The following is a 24,866-nucleotide window of genomic DNA, read 5'->3' as shown; positions in this document are numbered from 1 at the left end:
GTCAGTTGGTCACAATCGGGGTGATCAACACCACCAGAACGCTTTTTGACGAGGTGCGTTTACGCCCACCTCCAAGACCGAAGAATCCGGGTGAGCCTGTGCCGATCTTGTCCGTGTTGTCGCTGAGCTCCTCAAAGCCCGACAGGATCAATGTCTGGCCGCTGCGTAGTTTCACCTTCGGTGACAAACTTTTCGCATCGTAGTTGGGGATCTGAACGCTGGAGCCGTTGCTAGTGAATGGCTCGAATGTAGGTTTGGAGCTCATATTGATCGACACCATGAGCAGCATCTCATCGTCGTCCATCAGGCGCGGTTGCAGCGTCATGTTGAAACCGGAGGTGATCGTGCCAGGAGTAATTGCTGTGCTGGAGCCTACTGATGCCGTGGTGTTGGTCTGAACCGATGGAATGTAGCCTTGAACGTTGCCGATCTGCAGCGGAGCAGGCTGCAGGTTCAATGTGGTTACAGACGGTGAGCGAACATTCGAGATCCGGGCCTGTTCTGCGATTGCCTGGATGATCGCGTTGGAACCTGCCCAGGCGGAGTTGGCTGTATCGACAATGCCGACAGAGCCAGAGATTGCGCTGGAGCTGATGCCTGGCACAGTATTCGAGAGAGACAGGCCCCACTTTGTGCTCAGCGAGTTGTAGACGGCCGCCCAGTTCAAAGCCAGCTGATCGGTGTCGGTCAGCGTCGCCTCAAACACCTTCACATTGAACAGCACTTGTTGGGTGATCGCGTGGTTGGTCTTGGCCAGATAGGTCTCAACTTTCGAAAGCACGTCGGGCCGGTCAGTCACGGTCAACGTCCCGGTCGACGGTGACAGATACATGCGACCAGGCGGCGAGGTACTCAGCATTGCCCTCACGTTGCTCTGGATGTCAGTCAGGATCGATGTGTTGAGAGTGACTGTAGTGCTTTGGTTGCTGCCCGAGTCACCCGAAACGCCTGAGGAACTGCTACCTGACGATGATCCGCTCGACGAACCACTTCCCGAACCTGAGGAGGTGGTCATACCGGATCTGACGGTGCTTTTGATTTCCTGCACGTCTCCAAATGCGTAGACGTCAAACACCTTGGTGTCGAAATAGCTGACCTGCACTGACCGTGAGGTGGGATTGAATCGATAGGTGAGTCCCAGCCGCGCGGTGACCTCATCCAGCAGACCCGAGGCTTTCCCTGTGAAGCGCAACCCACTGACGAGGTTCGGTGTCAGCATGGATGCGAAGTCAGAACTTCTCCCCTGAGAGGGCTGCGCCAGGTTGCAGCTGCCTGTAATGCCAGCAGGCAGCAACCCAGCGAGACTGTCAGGGTTTGGGGCCGTGCTGATTGGAGGCGCATTGTTGCCCGGGGCGGGTGCATTAGCGTTCAGCAGACCTGGATTCAGGGCATCGGGCGAGACCAGTACAGGGATCTCGCACTGTCTGGAAATGTACTGGGCAATTTCAGCAATTCCGACACTGCCAGCAGGCCGATATGCGACCTCACAGTCATACTTGGAGGGGATGCCTCGTCTCGCAACAACTGGCTGCGTTGAAACCCAAGGTTTGTCGCTGAATATCACTGTGTCCCGACGTTCCTGTTGCTGCTTGTTACGCTGTATAGCCGCGTAACGGCCGGCAGAATCGGCGGTAGCCTCTGCCCGTGCAGCAGCTTCATCCACCCGTTGGACTGAGCAGGCTGATGCCGATAGAACAGCGAGACTCAGAGCGGTCTGACGCATGAAGGGCATGCTCATTTTTTCCTCTCCGATACGTGCAGAACCTGCTGACCATTGCCCTCATTACCGTCCACCACAAAGGACCGTTTGGCGTTGTCGTACAGTGGGAATATCTGCCTGACCGCCGAACTGAAGGAGCCTGTAAAACTCAGCGGTGCTTCGATGGGGTAGTCCAGTTCCTCCGGTACCCAGATAACCTGCCAGCCGGCCCGCTTGGCCCAGTCTTCAACCGATTGACGCAAGGTACTGCCCACAGGTGCATTCCACGTTTGCTGTGGCGCAGCGGTTGCTACGGGTTTCGCTGCTGGTTCAGGCTTCATAGGAGCCTGGCTGGTCGAAGCGATGCTCTTGGTGACGGTGGTCTGAGATATGGCCTTCGCCGGAGCCGCGCTCACAGGAGTCGGCTTTTGCTGTGTAGGGGTGCCTTCCTTGGCTGGGGTGCTGATGGATGCAGCTGGTTGCGCTTTTGCCTGCGTGACGACCGTGGTTTGCGGTTGCCCTGCAGGCGATGTGTCCTTGCTGAATGGGGTTCCGGTTGCCGGGGCAGTTACAACGGTAACGGCAGGGGAGGTGCTGGCTACCGAGGTTGATCCAGTGCTGGCCGGTTGCGCAGGTTGAGCCAGTGCCACGGGCTTAGACGTCTCCGGCAGTTGGTAACCTGGCCGCAGTACAAAACACACACCGCGCGTTACTTCGTTGACCTTGACCTGCCATGCCGGACCGGCCAGTACCTGCAGAGTGTTGCGCAGGCTCATTGGCCCTAGCTTGTACTGGGCAGCAGGAAGAGGGCGTGTGAACAAGATGTTTACGTGACCGGTGCTCGGTGGGCACAAGGTGTAGCCTGAGCGGCTGACCACGTACTGCATCGCATCCTGGACGGACGGGTGCATATTGGCCGGAATGCTGACATCGATGATCTGGGCCATCAGGTCCCGCTGTTCGGCCTCTGGAGCGGTATTCACCAGGGCGTATCGACCGTAGCGGACCATCGGCTCCTGACCGGACTTTGCGCCACTTGAATACAGGTCTGGCGACAGCAGTTCAGGATTCTGACTGCTGTCGAAAGCTGGTCCAACCGGTTTGTCCGCAACAGCCGTGCATCCGGCGAACAGCGCGAGTATGGAAAGTGTGGAAAGCTGCCTGATCATGTGTGCCTTGACCCCATTTCTTGATGGTGGCCAAGGTGCCAGCGCTCAGGTTGCAAAGCACTGCTAAACCCTTAACGGATCGATTCAGGTTATTGGGGAGGGACGCATTACGCAAAGGAGGGCAGTAGCGGCCACCCTCCAGGAAAATTGATCAGTCGATCAACTCTTTCAGCTTTTCATCAATGTGATCATAAAAGTCTTCGCGCTTGCGAGGATTTGCAACGAGCTTGCATGCAGAGTGAAGAATATCGATTGCATCCTGCTCAGTTATAGCCTTTGCATCAACGGACTCCTTGAGCTTGGTTTTATACACGGTTTTGAGCTCGTTATAATCGCCGTGCTGTCCGCAAGAAACCAGCTTCCCGTCGTTCGTTCCGTTTGGAACTTCATCTTTGTAGGAGTACAGCGCGTTAACTTCGGCAATAGTTGTAGGCTTGGCCATCGTCGTTCCTTGAGAGTACATCCGCCTGGATATTCAGGCCTCAGCAACATAGCTCAAATGCATGGCAACCCGCCACAGTGAATCAGAGGATCTCGGCAAGAGCCTTTTTGCTCGACTCCTCCGCTTCCGGATCGATCAGATCGCTGGCCAGGGCACGCTTGTCCATGAGCATCTGCCACAGCTGCTGGTCGATGGTGTCCTCAGCTAGAGGGATTTTGACGACAACCATGCGCAACTGCCCGTTGCGATAGGCTCGATCCTCAGCTTGGTCCTGCAGCCCCGGTGTCCATGGAAGCCCCAGAAAAAAGACATAGTTCGCAGCAGTCAGGTTGTAACCTGTTCCGGCGGCCGACCTGGTCCCGATGAACACCCTGCAGTCCGGGTCCTGCTGGAAAGCATCAATCGCCTTCTGGCGCTTCTTGGGCGAGTCACTTCCCACCAACGTCACGCACCCGACGCCCAACTTTAGGCAGTGCTCGCGCAACGTGGCGACGGATTCCTGGTACTCGCAGAAGAGGATCACCTTGTCGTCGACGTCCAGCTCGGCCATCAGATCCGCAAGGATCCGTACCTTCACGCGCTCGAGCAGCTGACGCAGTGCGCCCAGCCTTGCGAATCGGTGCTGGTCGCTGCGCATGATCTGATTGTACTCGTCACGTTCTGTCTGGCTGAGTATCACCGGCACAGTCTGCCGCTGCTTCCCCTTCAGGTTGGGCAGCACATCCTTGCGGCGACGAAGCATCCAGTCGGATATTTCATCTCTAAGCGTCTTGCGAAACTCAGGACTGCCGGCGAATCGCTCGCAGAACTCATTGAGGGGCAGTTGTCCGATTGGATGGCCTGAAAGCCTGAGGAGTGTGTGCAGCTCGGCTTCGCGATTGAGCACAGGCGTGCCCGTCAACAAGTAGCGGTTTTGTACCTGAGCCGCGATGTCGAAGCCGTGGCGTGTCCATGCAGCAGTGGGTTCCTTGAGTCGGTGAGCCTCGTCAATGACCATCACCGCGAAACGATTCGCGTGCATGACAAAATCACCCAGCCTCTCGTAGTTCACGATGATCCAGCCAGCGTTCGCATCAAAAGTTTGCATTGCGATTTGAGCCTGAGGAAACACCATCAGGATCTCACGCTGCCAGTTGATGATCAGGCTGTTGAGCACAATCACCAGAACCGGTTTACCTTGCGCGCGTATGCCAGCGGCGATCACAGCCTGGCGAGTTTTGCCCAGTCCCATGTCGTCGGCCAAAAGCGCGCTCGTGCGCTGCAGCAGGTGCTTGATTCCTGCTGGCTGATGATCCATCAGCGAGAATCCTTCCAGCGCCTTATCGATATCGGCACTGGTCAACTCGGTGTTTCTGATGGATGGGACAGATGCCAGGTAGATACCTGAATCTGAAACTTCCTCTTCGCTTTTGGTCGACTCCGGAGAGTGGCCACCCAGACTGATACTGGTGACCTCATTCACCGCCTTGACCGACCCGTCAGCGAGCAACTCCTGCAGCGTGTCCAGAATTTCGAACTGATCTTCGTCCAATCCCAGTTCCAGAATCAGGTTACTGCGAACCAATTCTGGTGTGCCCTGCACTCGCCAGGCTTTGCCCGCCGAGAGGAACACCCCACGCATGCGCTTGGCGATCGCTACAGCACCAGGATGAAAATCTCCCGACAGGATCACACCGCCTTCCGCCAGCGGCGCGAGCCTGAACTTCATCCCCCAGGTGAATGCGTCACGGTGCACGTCGGACTGGGCAGAGGTAATCCTGTCTCTGAATGCTTGCCAGCTTTCGATGTGTTTGCCATCTGCGAGCTCTGCCAGCTCCCGATAGAGCACATCGAGGTCATCGAGTAGCTTGTCTTTGGGCACACGCCAAAACTGGTTCAGTGGGTGATCAGACCTGCGTATGAAAAAGCCCCTCCGGCGAAGCAAAAGCTTGTTTGCACCCTGTAGGTAACTGAGGGACAGCCCGAAGTCGTAGCCATCGAAAATGGCTTTGCGAAGTAATACCGGACGCTTGTTCATCAATTGGGCCGATGCCATCTTCAGAGCCCCTTGTCCAACAAACTGTTAGCCCAGCCCACGATCTCTTCCCCAAAGCGGATGTTGAACATCGATTTTTCATCAGCGTAACGCGCCATCTTCATCGCCATATTTGGCCATTCCAGGAGCACGGGCATACGACCGCTTCTGACTGCGGCCATGAATAACTCAAAAGCGTTCATCACTGCCGAGTGAGCATCTGGGGTTTTGTTTTCGTGTTCTCTAATCTGAGCGATATGCAAATGCTGAGGTGTAAAATCGCCAGTCACTCGCTCATTGCGGCCTGTTCTGAGTGTGAGCTCGACCGATGCCAGCGGCAGCCCTTCAGATCGGATGGATAAGAGTCGGCAGTTGCCCGAATATGCACGGAAGTCGTATGTGTCGATGCAGTGACCCAGAGAGCGATGCTCCTGGTCTAAGTCTGCTGGGCAGCGTAATTCGACGATCTGCAAACCGGTCGTACTGCAGGCGATTGGGTCACTGCCCAGCAGCAGCCCCGGCCACCTTGTGAAACAGTCAGATGGCTCAGGCGGGAAATCCCGCTCCAGCCCCGCTCTGATGTCTGCGAGAGCTCCATGGAATGCATCGACCACATTTGATATTTGGCGGAAGTTCAAACCGCTTACAAACGCGTACAGGCGCCGCTTGGTGTTACGAGCCTCGCAACTACCAGCCCGTTCTAGGTTGTCGAACAGCTCTCTTAAATCAACAAGTTTGGCCGCCATGCCGGACCAGGCAGGGTCTGCCCAGTCAGTAGGGCAGCCCACCAAAAGATTGTTCATATCACGCAAGGGGCGGAGTAAATCCCATGGAATCGCTGATCTGAACGCATAGAAAAAACGCCATTCTGCTTTGGTTCTCGGGCGACGATTGCCTAGCACAGAGCCCGCGATCAGATGCTCCCAGCCTGCCTCAAGGCCCTCGGAATTCAAACGACTGAGCGCGCTGCCGGTATCGTAGACCCGCTGGTGGCCTAGGAAACGGATCGAGGACGTCGGTACCGAGAACAGCCATGCCAGAACCCTGTTAAGCGGCAAGCCAGTGTCGACTGCCCTTCCCACGAACCCGGCCCCGTCCATGATGGTTTCACCCTCCCAGGAGCAGCAAAACTCCTGAAGTTCGAACCATGGGCATTCCACCAGCAGTCCACCTGCAATCATGGGCCACGGCATCCCAACCCCAACGATCAACACCGGCACCAACACCGGTTGTGCTTTCAAGGCCTGTAGTCGACGTGTGCGATCGCCTTGAGCGAGCCAGTTGTAAAGTTTGGCGGAAGGGCACTGCACGGAACGCACTGCATGCAACAGCTCTTGGTCGAGGCTCTGACAAAACCTCTTCACTGCCGCGCCGATACAGGTGATGTAAAAGCGGCCGCGTGGCGCGTAAAAACGTTTGTTCCGGCCCTCTGAACTAAGCGCGCCCATATTGAATTTCACCAGCGGTCTTATACTAAGTTCCGCTTCATCCCGAGCCAGGTCCCGTGCTGGTTTGCAGAATGATGTCAGAAGTGCATTCGCACTATCATGAGTAATCAATTCATGAGCCAGCTTCAAAGCTTGGCTCGGAGTTGGTGCGTGGCCGGGGACTTTTCTCGTCTCATCAAATCGCACAGCTGAAATCAGCTGGCCATCGAAGTATTGCAGCTGCCTGCCGATCCGCGCCACCGTTGGACGTGCAACCGAGCCATCGTTATGGAGAGCAACGCACCAGCATCGAGTTGAGGAAGTGTGAGTCAGGTAGTGCAGTATGAACTCGTCACGTGCTTCCGCCGGTACGTTGAAATGATCAGCCCAAGTGTTGGCAACAGCACGATGACGTTCTGGGAATTTCGCAATATCGAGAAGAGTTTGGACGAAAGTTGTTTCGCAAATAGGCTCGGCGGTCATGAATCAATGAGCTCAAAGTGACTTGAGGCAGCACTGTCCTAGACCTGATCTTCGCTCGCCATGCGTAACCGTAAACGTGGGGGAGTGGGTTAATCGCCCTGAGTCAAAACTTGAAGCTTTGCTGTTGCTCCTGGGCAAACCCCTTTAGCCACGATGCGCGCATGGCTGGATGCCGGTAGGGGCATTCGTGGAGAGGGATGCTCTTACGCGCTGCTTCAGCCCCGGCGAGCATCACGGCATGGTGTGGGTTGTTGAATCGACGCCGATCCGAAGTCTCGTGCGTCGCTATAGGGGCTGTTCTCACAACTGAGGAATCCCGTGGTGTAGATCGGATACATCCAAGACTTCACGAACGAGGCGTTTTTTTCAATCTTCGAGGTATTCAGCTGTCGCCAGCTCCTTAGCTGCCCGCCGGGCTTCTTGGACATCCAGGTCGTTCATGCGTGCTTCAAATAGCTCATTGAGCGTGATTTCATCCTCTAGTGATGTTCCGGTCAACTCCCCTCCATTTCTGATAACCGCCTCAGTCAATTCAGTAGTCAGGGCGGTCCTTAACGCGGTGTCGTTTGGCATGCGGATGACATAGGTTACGAAGTTGTTGATGTCACTCATTGGATTCGACCTGTAAGAGGATAGTCGTAAAGTGGGCTTCCCGATCCGCTGATTCATTTCACCAGTAGATCCACGAGGAGGGCGTTTTTTGCTCCATCGGGTGAACAATTTAGAAGTACCTGCCTGCTGATGGAGAACAACGTTGATCAGTGTCGTTTCCACCAGCAGCTTCACGCAGAGGGCGCGATTTTTCGCACAGATTTCCTACACAGGAATATCGTCGTCGAAATGCGGAGCTGCATCATTTTGAGTTGAACTCCGGTCGGTATTCTGTTGCTCGCTTTGCGGCTGGTTGTATGACTGGGAAGGTGCCAATTGCACCGCTTCAACCCGGTGGGGAAGGATTGCGACCCGCGATGCCTGCACTTTCAACGCGGAGAACTCCTTACCCTCCTTGGTCCAGTTATCAATGAGCGCTCGCCCTTGGATCATGACCCGCATGCCCTTTTGGAACAAGTTGGCATAGTGTTCCGCATCGCGGTGCCAATATTCTACGTTGGCCCAGAAACCGCCTCTGTCCTCAAAGCCTGATCCATCAGCTTTCGGAATTGAATTGTCAAAGTAAACGTTCAGCCGCAGCAAGCGGCGCGGATCTTTGTTGCCGTTGGCGAACTCCTTAAATTCTGGAGCAGAGCCAAGGTTACCTTCCCAGTCTACTGATGTGCCCATGTTAGGACTCCTTCTGCGTGTGCGGTGAAATGCCGCTGGATTGTGAGATCTGTTGCAGCCGTCCTGAGTAAACGGCATCTGCCTGGGCCATCTTTTCGGCACATTCGGCGGCCTGCCGGCCGATGGTATGGACCAGACTGATTTGCATATTCAAAGCGACGCGTTGCTGTTCCATGGAGTGCAGATCCTGGAGCAGTGATTCGGGTGTTCTGGGATCGGCCAGCAAGCTGGACCAAACATTGACGCCCATCTGCCGCGTTCCCATTTCCTGCCAGCGGAGAAAAACTGTGCCAGCGCTTGTTCTTTGCCGGACCATCCGAACAGGCAGAAGAGTGAAGGGATGTCTGTTGGCCTGGGCAAGCACTTGATCCTCGGCCAGCGCGTTCAGATCACCTTCAAGGGACCGGCATAACTCTGCCAACTGGAGCATCCCCCCCTTACCTTTAAAAGGTTTTAAAAGGCCTTTTAGGAAGGGCGCATGTTGCAGTGCTAAGAAGGCATCCTGTTGCAGGGGTTGGAAGGCACCCTGTTGCAGGCTCTGGCGCTCTTGATTCTGGTGCGCGGGGTTGGCCGTCACGTTAGTCACTCTGCGGACTCAGGTTCAGGCTTGTCAGGGTGCGGCTGGCCCAGCGTGATGGTCTCCTCGAAGCCGTCGTCATCACCGTCTTCACTGACCGCGGCATTTGATGCCGAAGAGGGGGACGGCGCGAAGCTTGATTTGCGAGTTCCTTCCAAAATGTCTTGGGGGATTTCACCAAACGATGCGTACATCTCACGAGCCTGCTCGGAACGTGCGTTCTTGGCCGCAAAATCATCTCGGCTTGCTCCCGAGAACTTCCAGCGCTGACTCAAACCGAAAAGACGACGCAGGATTGCAGCCCCCTCATCGAGCCACTGGCCTTTGGCGTTGTTGTCTATAAGGCCGACGTGGCTGGCCAGAAGAATGCGCCGCACCAGCTCGTCGTAGGCAGTGAGCAAAAAGACCGCTTTGAACGCCAGCGGCGTGGACAGGAACAGCGGCAGTGTCACCGGCTGCACGGATAGGTTTTGACCTATTGAAAGCATCGGCGGCAGTGAGGCCATAACTTCGTCCAGCCTGGCGTCGATATCTTTCATTTCCTGTTCAGAGGCTTCGATCTTTTCTTCTATAAGGATCAGAAACCAGTCTGAATAAGGATCGTCCTGTTCACAGCCACGCTTGATGCGGTTGAGGATGTTGGCAAAGCCGCTCAGGCCGATCATGCCAGGCTTGCCTTCGGTACGTTGACGCCCAAACCAGAGGCGCGAGGCATGGTGGGTGTGCAGGGTCAGGTTGACGCTGCTTCGCAATGAACCGAGGTTGAGCTGAAAGTTGTCAGCCATGCTGAGCGCTTCCTTTATAAGAAATGATTGATAGGGCGAGGCAAGACTGCCTGCTGGTACAACTCAGGGTCAGTAACAAACCGTTTCTTGATCGGAATGGTTTTTTGGCGGAGACCCTGATTTTCGTGGGCTTGCGTGTTGAATGACTCAGAGCGGTGCTGGAAGTGATTCCCGGGGAATCACCGTGGTCGGTACTCAAAGTGATTCCAGTGGAATCACCCTGATCGGCGCAGAAAGTGATTCCAGTGGAATCACCTGGTCCGGCGCTCGCAGTGACTTCCGTGGAATCACCGTGGTCGGTGTTGGAAGTGATGCCAGTGGCATCACCTAGACTGGTGCTGGAAGTGATTCCAGTGGAATCACCTGGTCCGGCGCTCGAAGTGACTTCCGTGGAATCACCGTGGTCGTTACTCAAAGTGATTCCAGTGGAATCACCCTGGTCGGTGTTGGAAGTGACGCCAGAGGCATCTAAGTGCTTGCCTGGATGGCAGCATTCAGCTGATCTGTTCAACCCTGTGATCTCGGTCGAATTATCCGCTTGATGTCCATCATTGAGCTGCGCCCGGCAGCCAGTGAAGACTCGTCACGATCTTGCGGCGAGACTTTTTTGACGGGAGGCGGGGGAGTTGGCTTTGGTTGATCAGGCGCGTTGCTGAGATGTTTCGGCTGGGGGGAATGCGCCTGTGGGTTTTGAGCTGACGCTCTAGGAGCCTGCCACTGGGCGTTGAATTCCCCACTCAGGGCTTTCTGCATGCAGCTCAACAGATAACCGAATGGGTTCTTCACGGAACCGCTATTGCAACGATGGCGCCATTGATCAAGCAACGGTTCTCGCAGTGTCGGCTCGACGCTCTGCAATGCGGTCATCGCCCTGAAGCGTTGATCCTCAGTAAACCTTTCAAACCCTGGAGGTAGATCGACTGGAGCGCTCACAGCCTCGCGCGGTACAGAGCTTTTACATACAGATGTATTTGTATTCGTATACGTACTATATGAGTTCGGAATCCGAACTGTGCCGTATGATGCTGATTTTAGACTGAGTTCGGATTCCGAACTCGGTCTCTCGATATTCGCTTTCTCGCTGATTTTACTGAGTTCGGAATCCGAACTCAGTACTGAGGGCCCGCTTTCTTGCTGAGTTCGGATTCCGAACTCAGGCTGGTTTTCTTCGCGATCCACGGCATTCGGTGCATCATGCCAACCCTGACTACGCCATCTACCCTCAATAACATCAAGCCGCGTGGGCAGCACACCTGTCGATTGATTAGGGTCGGCTGCGAATTCTTTGAATGCCAAATCTGCCACGGTCCTGACAGCTTTATTTGCATGCTCGAGGGAATGGCCTACAAGCAACAGGTAGTCGCGATCAAGCTCCATAGCCTCAACACACCCGACCGGTTCGTCATGCAGGATGTAGACGTTTCCCTGCATTCGACCGCTCAGAGAGTCTCTTACTCGCCGTCCAAGACTAAGCCAGCGCGTCAAGCGAAGCACTGTCAGAGCCTTCGCCACAGTTTCTCTGGATGCGAATTTTCCTGGGACTGAGCCAAGGTAGGGACGAAGTTGTTCATAAGTCGGAAAGGCTGTGATGCCATCTGCGTTAATAAGCAGTCTGAAGACTTGCCAAGCATTGCGCTCAAGCGGTGAAAGTCGATCATCAAGCAGAAGGCTTCGCGGCACCGTCTCATGTGGATTTCCACTGAAAACGATACCGTCGAGTGTGTCCTCAGTATCTGAGCCAGCAACCGACTTTCTATTATCTGAGCCAGAGCTCTGCTGTTGGGCCAGCTTTAATTGCTGGAGCAGCAGATGATTTTGTAGAGCCCCGGCAGCGGCATTAATGGCTCCCCCCAGAGAAGGGCGCCGGTTCATCCTTATCACATCCGGTCGCCTTCTACCTTGCCCACGGGCTTGTTCGCCTGGCTTTGACCCGGCCGGCTCCGATTAGCGTTTGCTTTCGACTGTTGCCGCGACTCCCCAAGCATTACGAGGCTTGCCGATTTACGCTTCTTGCCAGTCGGGTATAGGTCCTGAGCCAGCCATCCTTGAATCTTGTTCCAGACGAGGCCCAGGGTGATCTGATCCGGAGGCACGATGTGGGGCTCTTCAGGAGGGATGTTTACCTCCTCCGTCAGCATCATCGCGATATCAAGTAATGCGACACCATCCGTATGATCCACGTTGTACTCTTCCATCAGCTGCACAAACCTATGCCACAGAGGTGCGTCATCGGGAATGTCTCTGAATCGTCCAGGGCGTCCAGGAACACCTACCAATACCCGTTGCAAAGACACTTCTTGAGGGGACATGCCGAAGAACTCCTGCAGCATTGGAGTAGTCGCCCCTAAGCGAAGCGCGCGCTGCACGATTCTGTTTTCCTGATCGGTGCGCTCCTTGTTCGCTAGCAGACGCTTCACCATGTCCGGATCAACTGCCACCCGGCACCAGATAACTGCAGAGTTAAGCAACACACTTTGTGATGAGGGATGCTGGAGCAGTGCCAGAATTTCTGGGTCCAGTCCCATATCAAGGCAACGCCTCACTTCACCATTGCGCAAGTGATGCAGAATTTGCGCGACCATGGCTTCGTTGAGGGGGTTATGTTTTTTCGACATGACCAAACTCCTGTCTCACAACGTCGGAAAAAAACCTCATGGGGTCTGAACCACGCTGACGCTTCCCATTTCCAGCTCCACCAGCCGTCGGCCGAGGCGAATGAGTCGGAAAAGCTTCACGATGCAGGTATCGTCCAAGCGTCCCTGGAGAATTGCTTCACGGTCTTCGTATCTCGGGCTACCTAACAGCAACTGGGCCAGCGCGGCGGTGAACTGAAACTCGGACACATCCAGTGGTTGCTCGGGGGACTCTTTGATCAAGGCAATTGCGTATACGCCACTAATCGACTGGAGAAGGGTCAGTACGTTATTGGCCAGATCGCTGAGGTCTACATCTTCAGGAGGGTCTTGGCAGAGGAAGCCCAAACCACCTGGTACATCAATCACGCTGTCTGGATTGATGCCTGACAGGTGGGCGATTTCCCGGGCGAGCTGAGCGATTACCGGCCGCAATTCATCCGGCTGATCGAGGATACGTTCGATGTACCAGACGTCAGAGATAGGATGTAACCCACCCGCTTGGACTGGTATCGAAATCAGTGCATTTGTCTTGAAGTCGGGCAGATTTTCCCCATCGAGGGCTGCCAACTGCCGCTTTACATCCTGCACACGTTCAGTGGTGGATATCGGGCTAACGATATGCCCGGCAAGCCTTGCTGCGCGCTCCTCCTCGGTGAGTTCAGGAGCCTGAGGCGGCGGCTTGTCAGCTTCGTTTTTTGAGGACTTCGGTGAGACGTCCTGTTTGCCCTTGGTTTTGTCAGCCTCAGATGGGGGAGCCTGAATGCCTGGTTCCTGTTGCTGATCGATACCCGGAACGTCACCCTGAGGCGGAAGACCTTCAGGTCGAGGCTGTTGAGCTGGCGTCAAACTCACTGGCGTGTCGATCACAGATGAACGCCGTGCTTGGTTCTGATTTTCACTCAGTGTGAGCAGGAGCTGCTCGTAAGATAGCCCCGTTCCCGACTGCATGTGACTGATCAGCTCATCCTGAACCCGCTCGTATACAAACTCGCTTGCATCTCCATCGAACAGCGAAAGTACGTCCTGGAACAAACCTTCGAAGTCAGGGATGTGTTCTTTCCCCTCTGTATGCGTGAGCCAGGTCTGGCCAGCAGCCTTGCGTAGCGAAAGGAGACGCTCGATCTGAGGTTTTCCTAACCCTGAATAAAGCGCACTGGGTATTACTGGAAGAAGGCAGCGAACCGTATCCTGCATCTTGCTGATATGTGACTGGGAAACCGGATAGCCGTCGGCACTTAGCCTTCGAACCAGCTCCCTTTGAGATATGGACTCACCGGCTTCTTTCTCATAAATGGCACGAGCATTTTCTATGCCCACCGCCCTTTCGATGAACATCAGAGAACCGCGAAGATCGTTTTCCGAAAGGTGACCTGTGAGAGCGATAATCTCCCCACGTGCTGAGTCCCAGGGCCGAAACAGAACATTGTGCCGATAGAAACGGTCTTCACCGGTTTCGCTGTACAGCTCCCGAAGAATCTGCAGACGTGTATTGCCGCCGTTGTTGATGGTGAATTTAATTTCGCCAGGTCGACGCGTCACTGTAGGGCGGTGATCCAATCCGCGCTGCCTGATGGAGTTTTTGATCTCCTTGTACTTCGCATTGGTTACGGTGCGAGGGTTTTGCTCGAAGGCTTTCATCTCGTCCAGGGTAAGAACCATGGGCGTATCTACAATCGGGTCCGGCAGCTGATCAACCGTCGGGCCAGAACGACTGAATGAGCCTTGTAACAACTTGCCCGAGATTTCATCTGCAGTCAGTTTGCCAGCCATGATTATTGGCCCGCCTCAGGAAGTTGGATGACGTTGCTGGTGGGTGTTCCGCCTTTGAGCAGCACATCGATCACAGCCGTAAGCCTCGCAATCTCCTGCTCGTGACGGAGCGTCGCTTCAATACGGCTTATGATTTCTGAGTTCATCGAGCGATGGTTTGCTTTTGCAGCCCCACGGACCCGGCCCCTCATTCCGGTAGGTAGGCGGATGACGAATTTCTCGTCTTTGTCGTCCTCACGAATATTCACAGCTTCGTTATTCAGCATGGCGATCTCCAATCTGGCTTTGGTTTTGTGCGCGGCGCAATTGAGCGCGAGCATTGAGGCCGGCCCTGTGGTCGCTGGGTGTGAAAGAAGTGAAGATGGGTGAACACCCACCTTTGGTGAGCTTGATATGTCCACCATGAGTGCGATGCACTGCCCATCCCTGTGAGATGGCGAAGTCAGCCAAGTCCTGCAGGGACTTTTTCCTGCCTCGAAGAGAGGTAGATGTATTGCTCATGACCGCGCCCTCGCTTTTGTAAAAGCAGCAGAGCGGAAGGGGATCTGATAGCGACGAGCTATGGCTTCACAACGCTTCCGCGTTTGATTGAGCGTCGCAGCGGCGGACGCCAGTGATGCCCCTGCTGTGCAGTGGGCTTTCAGCAGTCGCGCCAGCTCTGTGTCGGTCAGATCGTTTGTTTTTTTCCGCCCACGAGCGCTGGTATCCGCCTTCAACTGTGCAGTTTTTTCAGCGTTGATAATGAATGAGCTGTCATTCGAGCGCTGGCTCGCTTCAACCTGGTTGATAGCGCCCCCACGACTTAAGTAATCAGTCATCGCTTTCTCGATATCGCTCCGGAGGCGCTCTTTTTCCCGGTCCGACTGGACCGGCAGATCTTCTTCAGTGGTGTGATATAGCTGCATGTCACTGGCCTCCCGATCCGCCGAGCTTGTCACCCGACTGGATCTCTAGGATTTCAACCTCGTGGTCGACAAAGGTGTCAGTGAGTTTTTTCATGAAGGCTTTTCTGGAAGTACCTGGGTTCATGCGGAACACGACGGTGTACTCCTTGCTGTCTGGTGCCTTACTGGAGGCCACAACGCTCCACTGTGGGTGCACCAGCTCCAGTTCTACGACTTCACCGCTATGGCACGAAGGGCACTCGGGCGCACGTTTTCCTGCTGGCATGACCGCGGTGAAAGGGTGGTGGTGGCCGCACGTGCGGCACTCATGAGTTATGCAAAGAGGTTTATTGCGCGCGCTCATGATCGAGCTCCTTGCCATGCGGCGGCCGAGAGGTTTTCGAAACGAGTGTGTTGGGGGATGAAGGCCGTTCGGACGGTGCCTAGCGCGCCGTTTCGATGCTTGCTGAGAATGAGCTCGGCGATCCCTTTTTGCTCGCTGTCGGGGTTGTAAACTTCGTCCCGATACACGAACAGAATCAGGTCAGCGTCTTGCTCAAGCGCGCCCGACTCACGGAGGTCTGCATTGATAGGTCGCTTGTTCGGACGCCGCTCAAGTTCTCGGTTGAGCTGAGAGAGCGCCACGACAGGACAGTCGAACTCTTTGGCCAAAGCCTTTAGCGATCGAGATATCTCACTGATTTCATTGGTCCGATTTTCTTTGCCTGGACATTTCATCATTTGCAGATAATCGATCAATATCAGGACTGGCTTTCCGAAACGCCGTGCGCCTCTGCGAGCCCGCGCACGGATTGCCGAGGGAGTGAGGTCAGCTTGATCATCAATTACAAGGCGATCGCCATACGAGTTGATCTTTTGCACTGCCATCGCGAGCTTCGGCCAGTCCTCATCCTCCAACTGCCCACGTATCAACTTCTCCAGGTTCAGGTGCCCCAGGATCGAGATGAGCCTGTAAATGATCGCCTCAGCCGGCATCTCGAGGCTGTAGACCTGAACAGTGGCCTGAGTATCTTTTTGAAGCGCAGCGTCTACCAAGTTGAGCGCCAGGCTGGTTTTGCCCATGGAGGGTCTGGCCGCAATGATGATCAGATCGGCTGGTTGTAGTCCGCCCGTCAATTCATCAAGATCGGAAAGCCCTGTGGGCAATCCAACGACCGACCCCCCAGCGTTGAAGCGAAGATCGATCTTGTCGACCACCTGCATAAGCATCTGGTTGACGTCCACAAAGTCGGAAGTCTGCCGTCCTTGCCCCAAAGCAAAAAGTTGCTGCTCGATGACGTCCTGAACCTCAGACGCATTCGCTTGAGGATCTGAAGCCTCCCGGGTACATGCATAGCCGTGTGAAATAATCCGGCGTAGATGAGCTCGGTTACTCACTGTTTCTGCATAAGCCTTGATATTGGCTACAGAAGGCGTGTTTTTGGCGAGCTCACTGAGATAAGCCAAGCCCCCAGCAGCATCTATTGCTGTAATGGAGTCGGAAACCGTGACCACGTCAAATGGGCTATTCGATTCAGCCAGCCCAGCAATGCTCTGGAATATCAGACGGTGCTCGGCCCGGTAGAAATCATCGGCTTTGATACGGTCTGCGATCAGATCCCAGGACTCGTTATCAAGCATCAGTCCGCCAAGCACAGCTTGTTCGGCTTCCACGGAGTGGGGAGGTGACATATGAGAAATGTCCATCAAGCCCTCCCGATTCTTGCCGGGGACTGGGAGTGCTGATCGACGCCTCTGTGCAACGCTGCTCTAGAGCCTTGCGTCCATCCCTGATGTTGAGATTTCAGGTCGTGGCCCTTAACAGAGGTAGGCTCAAGCTCTTTTTCGACTACGGTGGGGTGGTGCAGGCTGAGGTAAGCGCTTATCGCTTGCTGAGCTTCAGCATTTTGTCGACCGGCGAATTTGTAAACGTTGGTGGCCACAGCATTGATCCATGCTTCGGCAAAAATCCGTCCACGTCGTCTTTTGGTGGTTGGATTGCAGCGTTTGAGCTGCGAAACGTGCTGACGACGCGCCGAAACAAGCTGCAGATGAAGCGCGGAATAGGCATAGCACGCCAGATCGGGCGATACACCTAACCCGACGAACTTGAAATGCCAGTCTCCAGGCCGTGAGGGGAAAGCAAAACAATCGCAGTCGAAAGCGCTCGCGCACGTGCCTGCCAGGCTGTGCAGCCAACTCGCTGGCGCTCGCTTTGTGCCGGCAGATACTGACGCCTCACGTGCGAGGTGGGCGTCCACCTCAAGCTCTTCGAACTGGTACTGCTCCATAAGCTTGCGGCCTTGCCGCAGGGCTGTCTCAGCCTCATTAGGAGAGGCACCCGCAGAACGTGCCAGTGCGAAGCATTTGATGACTTTGTCGATTATCCGTTGGCGGTCAATGCTCATGGCCGTACCTCCGGTACTGCCTCAACTGCCAGAGCCTCTTTCCAGAGTCTGAGGGTTTCATGTTCTTCAGCTGTGAGCGCAGCTTTAGCATTCGCATCACGGACTTTTGACTGCAGAGCGGCTAGCCGATCCTCGACCTCAGATCCATCGTCGTAAGAGATGTCATTAGTCAGTGCCTCAACGAGCCGGATACGAAGCGAGCCTAGGCAACTGAGTCGGTAAGCGGTCAGGCTTCCCCAACCTATCAGTCTGCTGAACGGCGTCAGTAAGGTGCTTCGGATCTCGCTATTAAGCTCGACTGCGGAGTAGAAACTGTCATATGCGCCGATGCGGTTGAATAACAGCGCCGTTTTCAGGAGCTCAAGTTTCTGGTCCAGGCTCTCAGTGGGCAGGGGATATGTGGCCGCAATCAGTAGTTTCGCTCTTGCGTTCCGAGCCTCCTGCCGACGTTTAACCGCTTTCTCGTCGCGTACACGTTTTTCCTTGGCATGCTCGACATGAGAGTTCACTGATTCAAGGAGCTGCGCGGCCTGTGAGAGCAGTTCACGCTGTTCCACGCTCAAGTAATCACCCAGTCGACTAATCAAGCCGCGGCCCATCTTATGGCCGGAGCTTAAATTGCGGAGCTCACGTGACGTGTTCGTAAGCTTGGTCTGAGCGGCGCGCAGTCGTGATGAGTTGTACTGCTCGTTGAGCTTTTGCATCAACTGAGGAGTAATGCCGGAAGCTTCCGTGAGATTTGTCTTTGCCATCTCATTGACCCCCTTTTACCAGGGCCTCTACGGCGGATTCAGTCACCACCTCGAAACGGTCGGTCCACTGCGGAAAAAGCTCAACCACAAGCTCTCGAATGACCTGAAGCGCGCTCGGCGCGCGTCGATTGGAAGGTTTTTTGTATTCGAGCCGATGTGCCGACATGCCTGCTGTAGATCCCTCGCGGAAAATTACTGAAGCAGGAACTGTGCTGTTGAGGACATCGACTTCCATGTTGTCCGCGAAGGTCTTTCTGATGGCGTCATGAATCCCGCGAGCGTCGACGGTCTGGTCGAGGCAGTTGACTACAACCTTGATTGGAGGGACGTGCAGGCCAAGCCTCGAGTAAGGACGCAGTCCATCAAGCATTTGCAACGTCCCACGGTTAAACTCGCGGGCGCTGAGCATGTTTGGTGGCAACGGGGATACAGCAAGATCTGACGCTAAAACCACCATCTCCAACATGACGCTTCGTGCGCCCTGGGTGTCAATGAGAATCAGGTCGAATTGACCCTCGAAAGCTTTCAGCAGAGAAGCCAATCGCAGACGACCATCCGCAGCCTGAAGCAGGAGGCTAATCAACTGGTTGTTGGGGTCGTTCGACAAGATCAAGGACAGGTTCGGGATGCTTGTCCTCGATATGATTCGCTCTGGATCAGTCAGGTTATGTGCGATGAGGTCGAATATGCCGCCGCTGACTTCCTGTGCCATTGGGTAATAGGAGGACAGTGAAGGCTGTACAGGGTCCATGTCGATGAGGAGGACCCTCAAGCCGGCGTCGGCGCAGAAGCCGCCGATGTTTGCAGCCAAAGTGGTTTTACCGACACCACCTTTGGTGGACAAAAGCGAGGTTATGTACATGATTTAAAGCCTCTAATGGGGACATTAGAGACTGCGGTTTGGGATACTGAACGATCTCAAGCGGGGTCCTGCCTCAGCGCTACGACCAATTGGCTTTTAACCAATTGGTCGTAGGTTCGAATCCCACACGACCCACCATTTCGAAAATCTGGAAGGCCCATGAAAATGCGGATTTCCAGGTTTTTTTTTGCGTTGCGGATTGTCATGTTCGGATAGCTACTCTGGGCTTCCGTCATGGGGTTGATGCAGCGATCTGTGAAGCAGTTGGCAGGTCTTTCGAAGAAGACCGTTCAAATGTCGCGCACCCAGACACGCAGTCACCTATCGCGACACATGCGCCGGCAAGCGGTGATGTCAACTGCCATTTCTGATCCGTCCGATATCAAACTCAATGCCCGAGCTTTGGTGTCGTGGGCGCTGATAGTCTTGCCAAAGCCAACGGCGAGCGTGCCAAACGACAGCAGCGTTCCTTACGTCTTTTTAAAATGAGTGCGCCAGCGATGGCAATAATGCAAACGGTTTGTTTGATAATAAAGTTAATTGTCGCTGCCTCTCTGTGTAACTCATAATTATCATGAGCTGTGGCTTTCAGCATTGAGATGCATGTGCCGAGACGAATTTTATTCGTCCGTTCGTCGACATGCCTCAAAAAAATTATAGAAAATGAAAAGTGTGACGACATAATGGCTTATAGCCATGGACCGGCCTTTCATCTTTAATTCGAGATCCTCGGTTATGAACAGGTTTATCCTGCCTCGGCACCTCTTTGTCCAGAAAACACATACAGTTCGAGTATTTACTCAAGTACTTCAATGGCCCTCCGGATGACGCCCCAGTGAGTTCAGATCTGTGACGTGACCTTTTTACCGAGCGTGTCGAGGGTTTCAGCAGATTCACATTATCAATTCATCCTGATGCGTATCGGACTCTATGTTCCGCTACCTGTCCGGCGGACTTTTGTTTTCAAGAAAATCAATGAGTAAAGATATATGTCCAGCGCAACATCTGGTGTGTTAAGTAATATGACGGTTCGGGCGAAGCTATTGGTGGGTTTCGGATTGTTGATTTTAATGATTTTGTTAATGGCTTACACGGGAAAGGACGCCACCGATACATTGAAGCGTCGAGCTGATTTGTCTGGAGACATTGCTCAGTTCAGTTCAATCGCACGAGACATGCGTATCGAGCGTTTGGTGTATTTTTTAAAGGCGGATGATGCACAGGCTTCAAAATGGCTGGAGGCACTCGAGCGAACGGAGCGCCAGTTGGTGAGTATCTCGCCACGTTTCAAAACAGCCAATAACATCGCGCTGCTCAAAGAAGCCCAAACGACGATGCAGCTTTACCGTGGGTTCTATACTCGATCAGTCGAGGCTACTCAAGAGCGTGAGCAACTGCGGACCCTTGCCGGCGCTTCGGGCGAAACGATTAACGGTTTGTTGCTGAAGATCGCAGACGCTGCCAACGACGAGAGCGGGAATGCAGCGGATCGTCAGAAACTGCCGGCACTGTTTATCTCGGTCCAGAAGATGCGTACCGCGTTTCGCTCTTATACGGCATCCCCGAGTAAAAGCGGGGAAGACACTGTTCGTCAGGCGATAGCGCAGGTCGTGGCCAGTATCGATACGCTCAAAAATACCCGTTTGCCCAGTGCTGACGTTCAAGCGTTGGCGGCAGGAATGGCCACCTATAGCGGGCAACTGGAAACATTAGTCGCCGCTCAAGCCAAAGTTGATGAGGCTCAAGGCGGTATCACAGCGTCGATCGCTACCATTCTTGGCATTACGGACAAGATGACCGCTATCCAGAACGAGCTTCGTGCCTCCGATGCAGAGAAAGCACAGGAGAAGATTTTGCTCTGGCTGGCCCTCTCTGCCCTGTTGGGTGTTCTTGCTGCCTGGTTGATCACCCGATCAATTGTTCATCCTCTCAAAGAGACTGTTGAAATCGTTGAAGTCGTTGCAGAGGGAGACTTTACGTACAGAACAGAAGTGACTCGAAACGATGAACTTGGCGCGTTGCAGGGCAGCATGTTGCGCATGACGTCCGGGCTTCGAAGCTTGATTGGGGAAATGAAAGACGGAATCGTGCAGGTGGCAAGCGCGGCAGAGCAGCTTTCAGCCGTAACGGAGCAGACCAGTGCGGGCGTGAACGCGCAGAAACTGGAGACTGAGCAGATTGCCACTGCGATGCAGCAGATGACAGCCACTACTCATGAGGTATCTCGTAATGCAGCTCAAGCCGTAAATACTGCGCAAATCGCCAGTCAGCTGGCCCAAAAAGGTGGGCAAGTCGTTGACAGGACTCGTACCCAGATAGAGACCCTGGCGCGTGAGATGAACATGACCAGGACGGCGATGGCGGCGCTTAGAGGGAATACTCAGAGCATCGGTGGCGTACTGGATGTGATAAAGACGGTGGCTGATCAGACGAACCTTCTGGCGTTGAACGCGGCCATTGAAGCTGCGCGTGCCGGGGAGGCAGGACGTGGTTTCGCTGTCGTCGCGGACGAGGTAAGAGGCCTGGCCGTGCGCACCCGCACGTCGACAGACGAGATCGCGCTGCTTATAAACGAACTGCAAACCAGTACCGATCATATGGGCCAGGTTCTAGAGCAAAATCTGGCACTGACGGACAGCAGTGTCGAACTGTCCACGCAAGCCAGTGAGGTGCTGCAGAGTATTACCGCATCTGTTCATGAGATTGAGGTGATGAACGAACAGATCGCCGTTGCCACTGAGCAGCAAACTAACGTTGGTGAAGAAATAGGCAGGGGCGTCACAAATGTCAGGGACATTTCAGACCAAACGGCTGCCGCCAGTGAAGAGACAGCGACATCAAGCGTTGAATTGGCCAGAGTCAGCGCCAGGCTGCAGGAGATGACCAACCGATTTAAAGTCTAGCTTGAAGGTCTGGCCCAATGCGGTTGTGGTTTGGGTCAGGCCTCAACAAGGCCAGATCGAGTTCATACCGCGTTGCGACACTCAACCGCCATGCATGGGCTTCCAGTACGGCTGAAAAGAGCGGCCGCACAAGAGAATTGGCCATCTACAAAGACGAGTACCTATCGAGTCATCCGGGCGACGGGGGGGAGGTGGGACTGATCTGAAGCAAGCGTTCCAAGCGCTGGAAAACTTATTGAATGTTGCTCTCAAGGGGTGATCTATAGGGGCGGCGTTTTTGAATGTTGCGAGGCTGTATTCATTGTCGTAGTGGGTGGTCACGGTGCCGCCATTCCGGGTGCCAATTGGGTTCACCACCCCATCAAAAGATTCAGGAAAAGTGGAAATGGAAAAAGAGGCTTTTTTGCAACTGCTTGCTGCCGAAGGGTTCGGCACCGTTGTTGAAGTTGAGCGCGAAGCGTTTGGTACGCTCGATTCGCACGCCCATAACTTCGAGGCTATGGCGCTGGTTTTGTACGGTAGTCTGGTCATCCGTAAATCCGATGGCGATTTCACCTACAACTCAGGAGATATTTTTCACCTGGAATGTAACCAACCCCATTCGGAAGTGTTTGGTGAGCATGGCGTACGGTACCTGGTGGGAAGAAAGTGACGAAGCTGGCATTTCAGCCTGGATTCAAGTGATGTCAGACGTACAGGAAAGACCATGTTCGAACATCTCGACCTCAACGCGCTGATCGCCGCCTACGGGTATTGGGTGATTTTCCTGGGCTGTTTGCTGGAAGGCGAAACAGTGTTGATCCTTGGCGGTATGGCGGCGCACCAAGGTGCTCTGCAGTTGCTGCAAGTGATCGGCTTGGCCACGTTGGGCGGTATGCTCGGCGATCAGTTGCTATTCTGGACCGGACGTTATTCCGGGGAGCGTCTGCTGCCCAAGCTCAAGCGTCACCAATCTGCCATTAAGCGGGTCGAGGGTCTTATCCAGCGTTACCCCACGACCTCGGTATTCGCTGTTCGCTTTCTCTACGGCATGCGCCTGGTGGGGCCTATGGTGATAGGTGCAAGTCGCCTGTCGCCTTGGCGTTTCGCGCTGATCAATGTGCTGAGCGCGGCAGTCTGGGCGACCCTGTTCGTCTGCGCCGGCTATTGGGCTGGAGAAGCGTTACAGCATTTATTCGGCGACCTGAAGCCCTATCGACTGCCGATCTTCCTCGCGGTGGTAGCACTGGTGACTGTTGCGGCGTTGGTGCGGTATCTGCGCCGCCGATCCAGGGCGACGCATGATTGAGGTGGTGGAGTCGGTGTAACAGCAAGACATCCTTCAGTGACGGACAGAGGCTTGCCTGCATTGGAACCGCGGTCTGCGTCGGGTCCACCAAGGGGGGTTAGCCATGAGACCCGCCATGAACCCGATTCGTAATTCTCCGTCTTTCATCCCGCCCGCTCATTCGACAGCAACTCAAGCGCCATCGTCTGGCACTGCGCTGCATTCTGCAGTGGTCAGTCGCGATAGCAAGGCCGTAGCGCGCCTGCGCAATGAGGGCGCGCGCGCCAATAAACTGGACGCACAAGGGCACTCGCCTCTGGACGTCCTCGACACCATGCGCGATATCGACGAGCGCAGCCGTTCCAGTCTGCGCATGGCATTACTGCAGTCACTCAACCCCACCGCGCCACTGGGCTATACCAAGCCCGAGGCTCTGCACGGAACGCCCTGGGGTCTGGAAATCCTGCAATCGGGAGCGCTCAGGGGCGGTGTCAATGATGCAAAGGGTGGAACCCAGTCTCTTGAAGGCAAGGTGTTTTTCTCTGATCGAACGCGGGAAAGTGCGAGCGCTGAAACCACTCGTGCAGACTTGCGCAGCAAGCCCCGAGTCTATGCGAAAGGTGAGGGGATGCATCCCAGCAACGCGTACTCGCGCGCTCAGCAACACCGCATGGCACAAGTGATCCTGCATGCGCTGGACAACGGCAGATCGCTCTCCACCAATGAACTCGCGCCATCGATTGAAGTGAGCAGCCCAGAGACGCTGCATATCGAAGGTGCTGCGTGGCTGCAGCGTTTACTGCATGCCGGGTATATCAATAAATTAGGCGGGCTCCCATTCATCAATGCCCCACTGGGCGAGCATCTGGACACACTGAAGTTACCGGGCTCGATTGAGTTGAGAGTCGATGGGCAGGTAAAGAAGTTACGGGGTGAAGAGCTGAATCGCTTTTATCATCAGGCAGCGAGTGAACTGCAGCGTTCTCTGGAAAATGGCAAGGCCCCCTACCTGGGTTTGTTGAACAAGGGGGCTATTGTTCCACTGGTGTTCGGTTTCGAGAAAATCAACAACCTGTCTACGCATGAAATCAAATTACGCTCAAAAACCACACAGCACTCTTATCAGGATACCGAGCACCCACTTGCCGGAAGTCCGGAGAATGGTGGAAAACTGAAAGAAGTGGAGGTGCGTAGCCTGGGTGATTTCGCCACATTGTGCCTGGGGTGCGCAGTCAAGGGCTTTGAATTGCCTGCCAATATAGTCGTGCGTGTTAAAGGCCAAAAAAGCGAAAAAGCTCAGTATCTGGACGCGCAACAAATACAGGCATTTCGGCAAAACCTGGCAGCTCAAGTGGCCGAGCAGGCAAAGGGGAAGCCTCTGGGAGCACTTCCTTTGCATCAGTTGCAGGACATCAATTCTCAACTGCGGGCTGGCGATTTAAGGGCCTGGACCAAAGTTTGAGAACGGGCAGGCGATGCGTGCCTGACAGCATCATCGTCCCTGCCT

26 protein-coding genes are annotated in these 24,866 nt (G+C 54.7%); 5 read left to right on the top strand and 21 right to left on the bottom strand.

Annotated features, from left to right (window positions below; translation table 11 throughout):
* Window position 1 precedes the first annotated feature (1 nt).
* The 10 genes from JOE34_RS24085 to JOE34_RS24040 all read right to left on the bottom strand — a co-directional run bounded on the left by JOE34_RS24085 (window position 2) and on the right by JOE34_RS24040 (window position 9,877).
* Window positions 2-1,738, bottom strand: coding sequence for a PilN family type IVB pilus formation outer membrane protein (locus JOE34_RS24085; protein ID WP_209996760.1), 1,737 nt, complete (start codon window positions 1,736-1,738; stop codon window positions 2-4).
* Entirely contained in the window at window positions 1,735-2,868 is a 1,134-nt protein-coding gene (locus JOE34_RS24080; protein WP_122255506.1) for a TcpQ domain-containing protein, read from the bottom strand. Before JOE34_RS24080 ends, JOE34_RS24085 begins: the two co-directional genes overlap by 4 nt.
* A 151-nt stretch (window positions 2,869-3,019) precedes the next feature.
* Window positions 3,020-3,310, bottom strand: coding sequence for a hypothetical protein (locus JOE34_RS24075; protein WP_057426104.1), 291 nt, complete (start codon window positions 3,308-3,310; stop codon window positions 3,020-3,022).
* Window positions 3,311-3,392: 82 nt separating this feature from the next.
* On the bottom strand, window positions 3,393-5,345 hold the full coding sequence (locus JOE34_RS24070) for a DEAD/DEAH box helicase (RefSeq protein ID WP_099266530.1): 1,953 nt from the start codon (window positions 5,343-5,345) through the stop codon (window positions 3,393-3,395).
* A gap of 2 nt (window positions 5,346-5,347) precedes the next feature.
* The gene (locus tag JOE34_RS24065) at window positions 5,348-7,234 is read right to left on the bottom strand and encodes a hypothetical protein (RefSeq protein WP_209996759.1); all 1,887 of its coding nucleotides are present in this window, start codon (window positions 7,232-7,234) and stop codon (window positions 5,348-5,350) included.
* Between the two features lie 103 nt (window positions 7,235-7,337).
* Entirely contained in the window at window positions 7,338-7,538 is a 201-nt protein-coding gene (locus JOE34_RS24060; protein ID WP_122255508.1) for a CrpP family ICE-associated protein, read from the bottom strand.
* A 62-nt stretch (window positions 7,539-7,600) separates the two neighbouring features.
* Window positions 7,601-7,846: a hypothetical protein gene (locus tag JOE34_RS24055; RefSeq protein WP_053932414.1), complete on the bottom strand. Its 246-nt coding sequence runs from the start codon at window positions 7,844-7,846 to the stop codon at window positions 7,601-7,603.
* A 204-nt stretch (window positions 7,847-8,050) separates the two neighbouring features.
* A complete protein-coding gene (locus JOE34_RS24050; RefSeq protein ID WP_024960749.1) occupies window positions 8,051-8,515 on the bottom strand; it encodes a single-stranded DNA-binding protein in 465 nt (154 codons plus the stop codon).
* A 1-nt stretch (window position 8,516) separates the two neighbouring features.
* Window positions 8,517-9,101: a DUF3158 family protein gene (locus JOE34_RS24045; RefSeq protein WP_122255509.1), complete on the bottom strand. Its 585-nt coding sequence runs from the start codon at window positions 9,099-9,101 to the stop codon at window positions 8,517-8,519.
* The gene (locus JOE34_RS24040) at window positions 9,098-9,877 is read right to left on the bottom strand and encodes a PFL_4669 family integrating conjugative element protein (protein WP_003424989.1); all 780 of its coding nucleotides are present in this window, start codon (window positions 9,875-9,877) and stop codon (window positions 9,098-9,100) included. Before JOE34_RS24040 ends, JOE34_RS24045 begins: the two co-directional genes overlap by 4 nt.
* A gap of 184 nt (window positions 9,878-10,061) precedes the next feature.
* Here JOE34_RS24040 and JOE34_RS24035 point away from each other — a divergent pair, with 184 nt between their 5' ends.
* A complete protein-coding gene (locus JOE34_RS24035) occupies window positions 10,062-10,208 on the top strand; it encodes a hypothetical protein (RefSeq protein WP_175473349.1) in 147 nt (48 codons plus the stop codon).
* Between the two features lie 176 nt (window positions 10,209-10,384).
* On the opposite strand, the gene JOE34_RS24030 is transcribed toward JOE34_RS24035, so the two are convergent.
* Genes JOE34_RS24030 through JOE34_RS23985 form a run of 11 tightly spaced genes read right to left on the bottom strand, consistent with a single transcriptional unit; the run spans window position 10,385 to window position 19,189 of the window.
* Complete coding sequence (locus tag JOE34_RS24030; RefSeq protein ID WP_209996757.1) at window positions 10,385-11,749, bottom strand: STY4528 family pathogenicity island replication protein; 1,365 nt, start codon at window positions 11,747-11,749, stop codon at window positions 10,385-10,387.
* Between the two features lie 5 nt (window positions 11,750-11,754).
* Window positions 11,755-12,492, bottom strand: a complete 738-nt coding sequence (locus JOE34_RS24025) for a DUF2857 domain-containing protein (RefSeq protein ID WP_003424986.1) — start codon at window positions 12,490-12,492, stop codon at window positions 11,755-11,757.
* A gap of 36 nt (window positions 12,493-12,528) precedes the next feature.
* On the bottom strand, window positions 12,529-14,283 hold the full coding sequence (locus JOE34_RS24020; RefSeq protein WP_122255513.1) for a ParB family protein: 1,755 nt from the start codon (window positions 14,281-14,283) through the stop codon (window positions 12,529-12,531).
* 2 nt (window positions 14,284-14,285) lie between these two features.
* Window positions 14,286-14,603: an Arc family DNA-binding protein gene (locus JOE34_RS24015; RefSeq protein WP_003317584.1), complete on the bottom strand. Its 318-nt coding sequence runs from the start codon at window positions 14,601-14,603 to the stop codon at window positions 14,286-14,288.
* Window positions 14,539-14,784, bottom strand: a complete 246-nt coding sequence (locus JOE34_RS26015) for a hypothetical protein (protein ID WP_122255514.1) — start codon at window positions 14,782-14,784, stop codon at window positions 14,539-14,541. Before JOE34_RS26015 ends, JOE34_RS24015 begins: the two co-directional genes overlap by 65 nt.
* Window positions 14,781-15,188, bottom strand: coding sequence for a hypothetical protein (locus JOE34_RS24010; protein WP_209996755.1), 408 nt, complete (start codon window positions 15,186-15,188; stop codon window positions 14,781-14,783). Before JOE34_RS24010 ends, JOE34_RS26015 begins: the two co-directional genes overlap by 4 nt.
* A gap of 1 nt (window position 15,189) precedes the next feature.
* On the bottom strand, window positions 15,190-15,531 hold the full coding sequence (locus tag JOE34_RS24005; RefSeq protein ID WP_122255516.1) for a hypothetical protein: 342 nt from the start codon (window positions 15,529-15,531) through the stop codon (window positions 15,190-15,192).
* Window positions 15,528-16,874, bottom strand: coding sequence for a replicative DNA helicase (dnaB, locus tag JOE34_RS24000; protein WP_122255517.1), 1,347 nt, complete (start codon window positions 16,872-16,874; stop codon window positions 15,528-15,530). The genes JOE34_RS24005 and dnaB overlap by 4 nt, the downstream gene beginning before the upstream one ends.
* A complete protein-coding gene (locus JOE34_RS23995; protein WP_122255518.1) occupies window positions 16,874-17,575 on the bottom strand; it encodes a DUF2786 domain-containing protein in 702 nt (233 codons plus the stop codon). Before JOE34_RS23995 ends, dnaB begins: the two co-directional genes overlap by 1 nt.
* Window positions 17,572-18,327, bottom strand: a complete 756-nt coding sequence (locus JOE34_RS23990) for a hypothetical protein (RefSeq protein WP_122255519.1) — start codon at window positions 18,325-18,327, stop codon at window positions 17,572-17,574. Before JOE34_RS23990 ends, JOE34_RS23995 begins: the two co-directional genes overlap by 4 nt.
* Window position 18,328: 1 nt before the next feature.
* Window positions 18,329-19,189: a ParA family protein gene (locus JOE34_RS23985; RefSeq protein ID WP_122255520.1), complete on the bottom strand. Its 861-nt coding sequence runs from the start codon at window positions 19,187-19,189 to the stop codon at window positions 18,329-18,331.
* Window positions 19,190-20,178: 989 nt separating this feature from the next.
* Here JOE34_RS23985 and JOE34_RS23980 point away from each other — a divergent pair.
* The 4 genes from JOE34_RS23980 to JOE34_RS23965 all read left to right on the top strand — a co-directional run bounded on the left by JOE34_RS23980 (window position 20,179) and on the right by JOE34_RS23965 (window position 24,821).
* A complete protein-coding gene (locus tag JOE34_RS23980; RefSeq protein ID WP_245227060.1) occupies window positions 20,179-22,092 on the top strand; it encodes a methyl-accepting chemotaxis protein in 1,914 nt (637 codons plus the stop codon).
* A gap of 385 nt (window positions 22,093-22,477) precedes the next feature.
* Window positions 22,478-22,744, top strand: coding sequence for a hypothetical protein (locus JOE34_RS23975; protein ID WP_010415193.1), 267 nt, complete (start codon window positions 22,478-22,480; stop codon window positions 22,742-22,744).
* Window positions 22,745-22,798: 54 nt separating this feature from the next.
* Window positions 22,799-23,380 carry a DedA family protein gene (locus JOE34_RS23970; protein WP_024664582.1) on the top strand — a complete coding sequence of 194 codons (582 nt, stop codon included), beginning with the start codon at window positions 22,799-22,801 and terminating at the stop codon, window positions 23,378-23,380.
* Window positions 23,381-23,495: 115 nt separating this feature from the next.
* Window positions 23,496-24,821 (top strand): hypothetical protein, encoded by a 1,326-nt coding sequence (locus tag JOE34_RS23965; RefSeq protein ID WP_046265895.1) that lies wholly within the window; start codon window positions 23,496-23,498, stop codon window positions 24,819-24,821.
* Window positions 24,822-24,866 lie beyond the last annotated feature (45 nt).

It is taken from the genome of Pseudomonas sp. PvP028, from assembly GCF_017832255.1.
Lineage (GTDB): Bacteria > Pseudomonadota > Gammaproteobacteria > Pseudomonadales > Pseudomonadaceae > Aquipseudomonas > Aquipseudomonas syringae.
Note: the sequence above shows the minus strand (reverse complement) of the source record. Positions and strands in the feature narration are given on the sequence as shown.

Coding starts and splice junctions, on each gene's coding strand:
- JOE34_RS24085 (WP_209996760.1), bottom strand. CDS start 1,738: ATGAGCATGCCCTTCATGCGTCAGACCGCTCTGAGTCTCGCTGTTCTA.
- JOE34_RS24080 (WP_122255506.1), bottom strand. CDS start 2,868: ATGATCAGGCAGCTTTCCACACTTTCCATACTCGCGCTGTTCGCCGGA.
- JOE34_RS24075 (WP_057426104.1), bottom strand. CDS start 3,310: ATGGCCAAGCCTACAACTATTGCCGAAGTTAACGCGCTGTACTCCTAC.
- JOE34_RS24070 (WP_099266530.1), bottom strand. CDS start 5,345: ATGGCATCGGCCCAATTGATGAACAAGCGTCCGGTATTACTTCGCAAA.
- JOE34_RS24065 (WP_209996759.1), bottom strand. CDS start 7,234: ATGACCGCCGAGCCTATTTGCGAAACAACTTTCGTCCAAACTCTTCTC.
- JOE34_RS24055 (WP_053932414.1), bottom strand. CDS start 7,846: ATGAGTGACATCAACAACTTCGTAACCTATGTCATCCGCATGCCAAAC.
- JOE34_RS24050 (WP_024960749.1), bottom strand. CDS start 8,515: ATGGGCACATCAGTAGACTGGGAAGGTAACCTTGGCTCTGCTCCAGAA.
- JOE34_RS24040 (WP_003424989.1), bottom strand. CDS start 9,877: ATGGCTGACAACTTTCAGCTCAACCTCGGTTCATTGCGAAGCAGCGTC.
- JOE34_RS24030 (WP_209996757.1), bottom strand. CDS start 11,749: ATGAACCGGCGCCCTTCTCTGGGGGGAGCCATTAATGCCGCTGCCGGG.
- JOE34_RS24025 (WP_003424986.1), bottom strand. CDS start 12,492: ATGTCGAAAAAACATAACCCCCTCAACGAAGCCATGGTCGCGCAAATT.
- JOE34_RS24020 (WP_122255513.1), bottom strand. CDS start 14,283: ATGGCTGGCAAACTGACTGCAGATGAAATCTCGGGCAAGTTGTTACAA.
- JOE34_RS24015 (WP_003317584.1), bottom strand. CDS start 14,603: ATGCTCGCGCTCAATTGCGCCGCGCACAAAACCAAAGCCAGATTGGAG.
- JOE34_RS26015 (WP_122255514.1), bottom strand. CDS start 14,784: ATGAGCAATACATCTACCTCTCTTCGAGGCAGGAAAAAGTCCCTGCAG.
- JOE34_RS24010 (WP_209996755.1), bottom strand. CDS start 15,188: ATGCAGCTATATCACACCACTGAAGAAGATCTGCCGGTCCAGTCGGAC.
- JOE34_RS24005 (WP_122255516.1), bottom strand. CDS start 15,531: ATGAGCGCGCGCAATAAACCTCTTTGCATAACTCATGAGTGCCGCACG.
- dnaB (WP_122255517.1), bottom strand. CDS start 16,874: ATGGACATTTCTCATATGTCACCTCCCCACTCCGTGGAAGCCGAACAA.
- JOE34_RS23995 (WP_122255518.1), bottom strand. CDS start 17,575: ATGAGCATTGACCGCCAACGGATAATCGACAAAGTCATCAAATGCTTC.
- JOE34_RS23990 (WP_122255519.1), bottom strand. CDS start 18,327: ATGGCAAAGACAAATCTCACGGAAGCTTCCGGCATTACTCCTCAGTTG.
- JOE34_RS23985 (WP_122255520.1), bottom strand. CDS start 19,189: ATGTACATAACCTCGCTTTTGTCCACCAAAGGTGGTGTCGGTAAAACC.
- JOE34_RS23980 (WP_245227060.1), top strand. CDS start 20,179: ATGTCCAGCGCAACATCTGGTGTGTTAAGTAATATGACGGTTCGGGCG.
- JOE34_RS23975 (WP_010415193.1), top strand. CDS start 22,478: ATGGAAAAAGAGGCTTTTTTGCAACTGCTTGCTGCCGAAGGGTTCGGC.
- JOE34_RS23970 (WP_024664582.1), top strand. CDS start 22,799: ATGTTCGAACATCTCGACCTCAACGCGCTGATCGCCGCCTACGGGTAT.
- JOE34_RS23965 (WP_046265895.1), top strand. CDS start 23,496: ATGAACCCGATTCGTAATTCTCCGTCTTTCATCCCGCCCGCTCATTCG.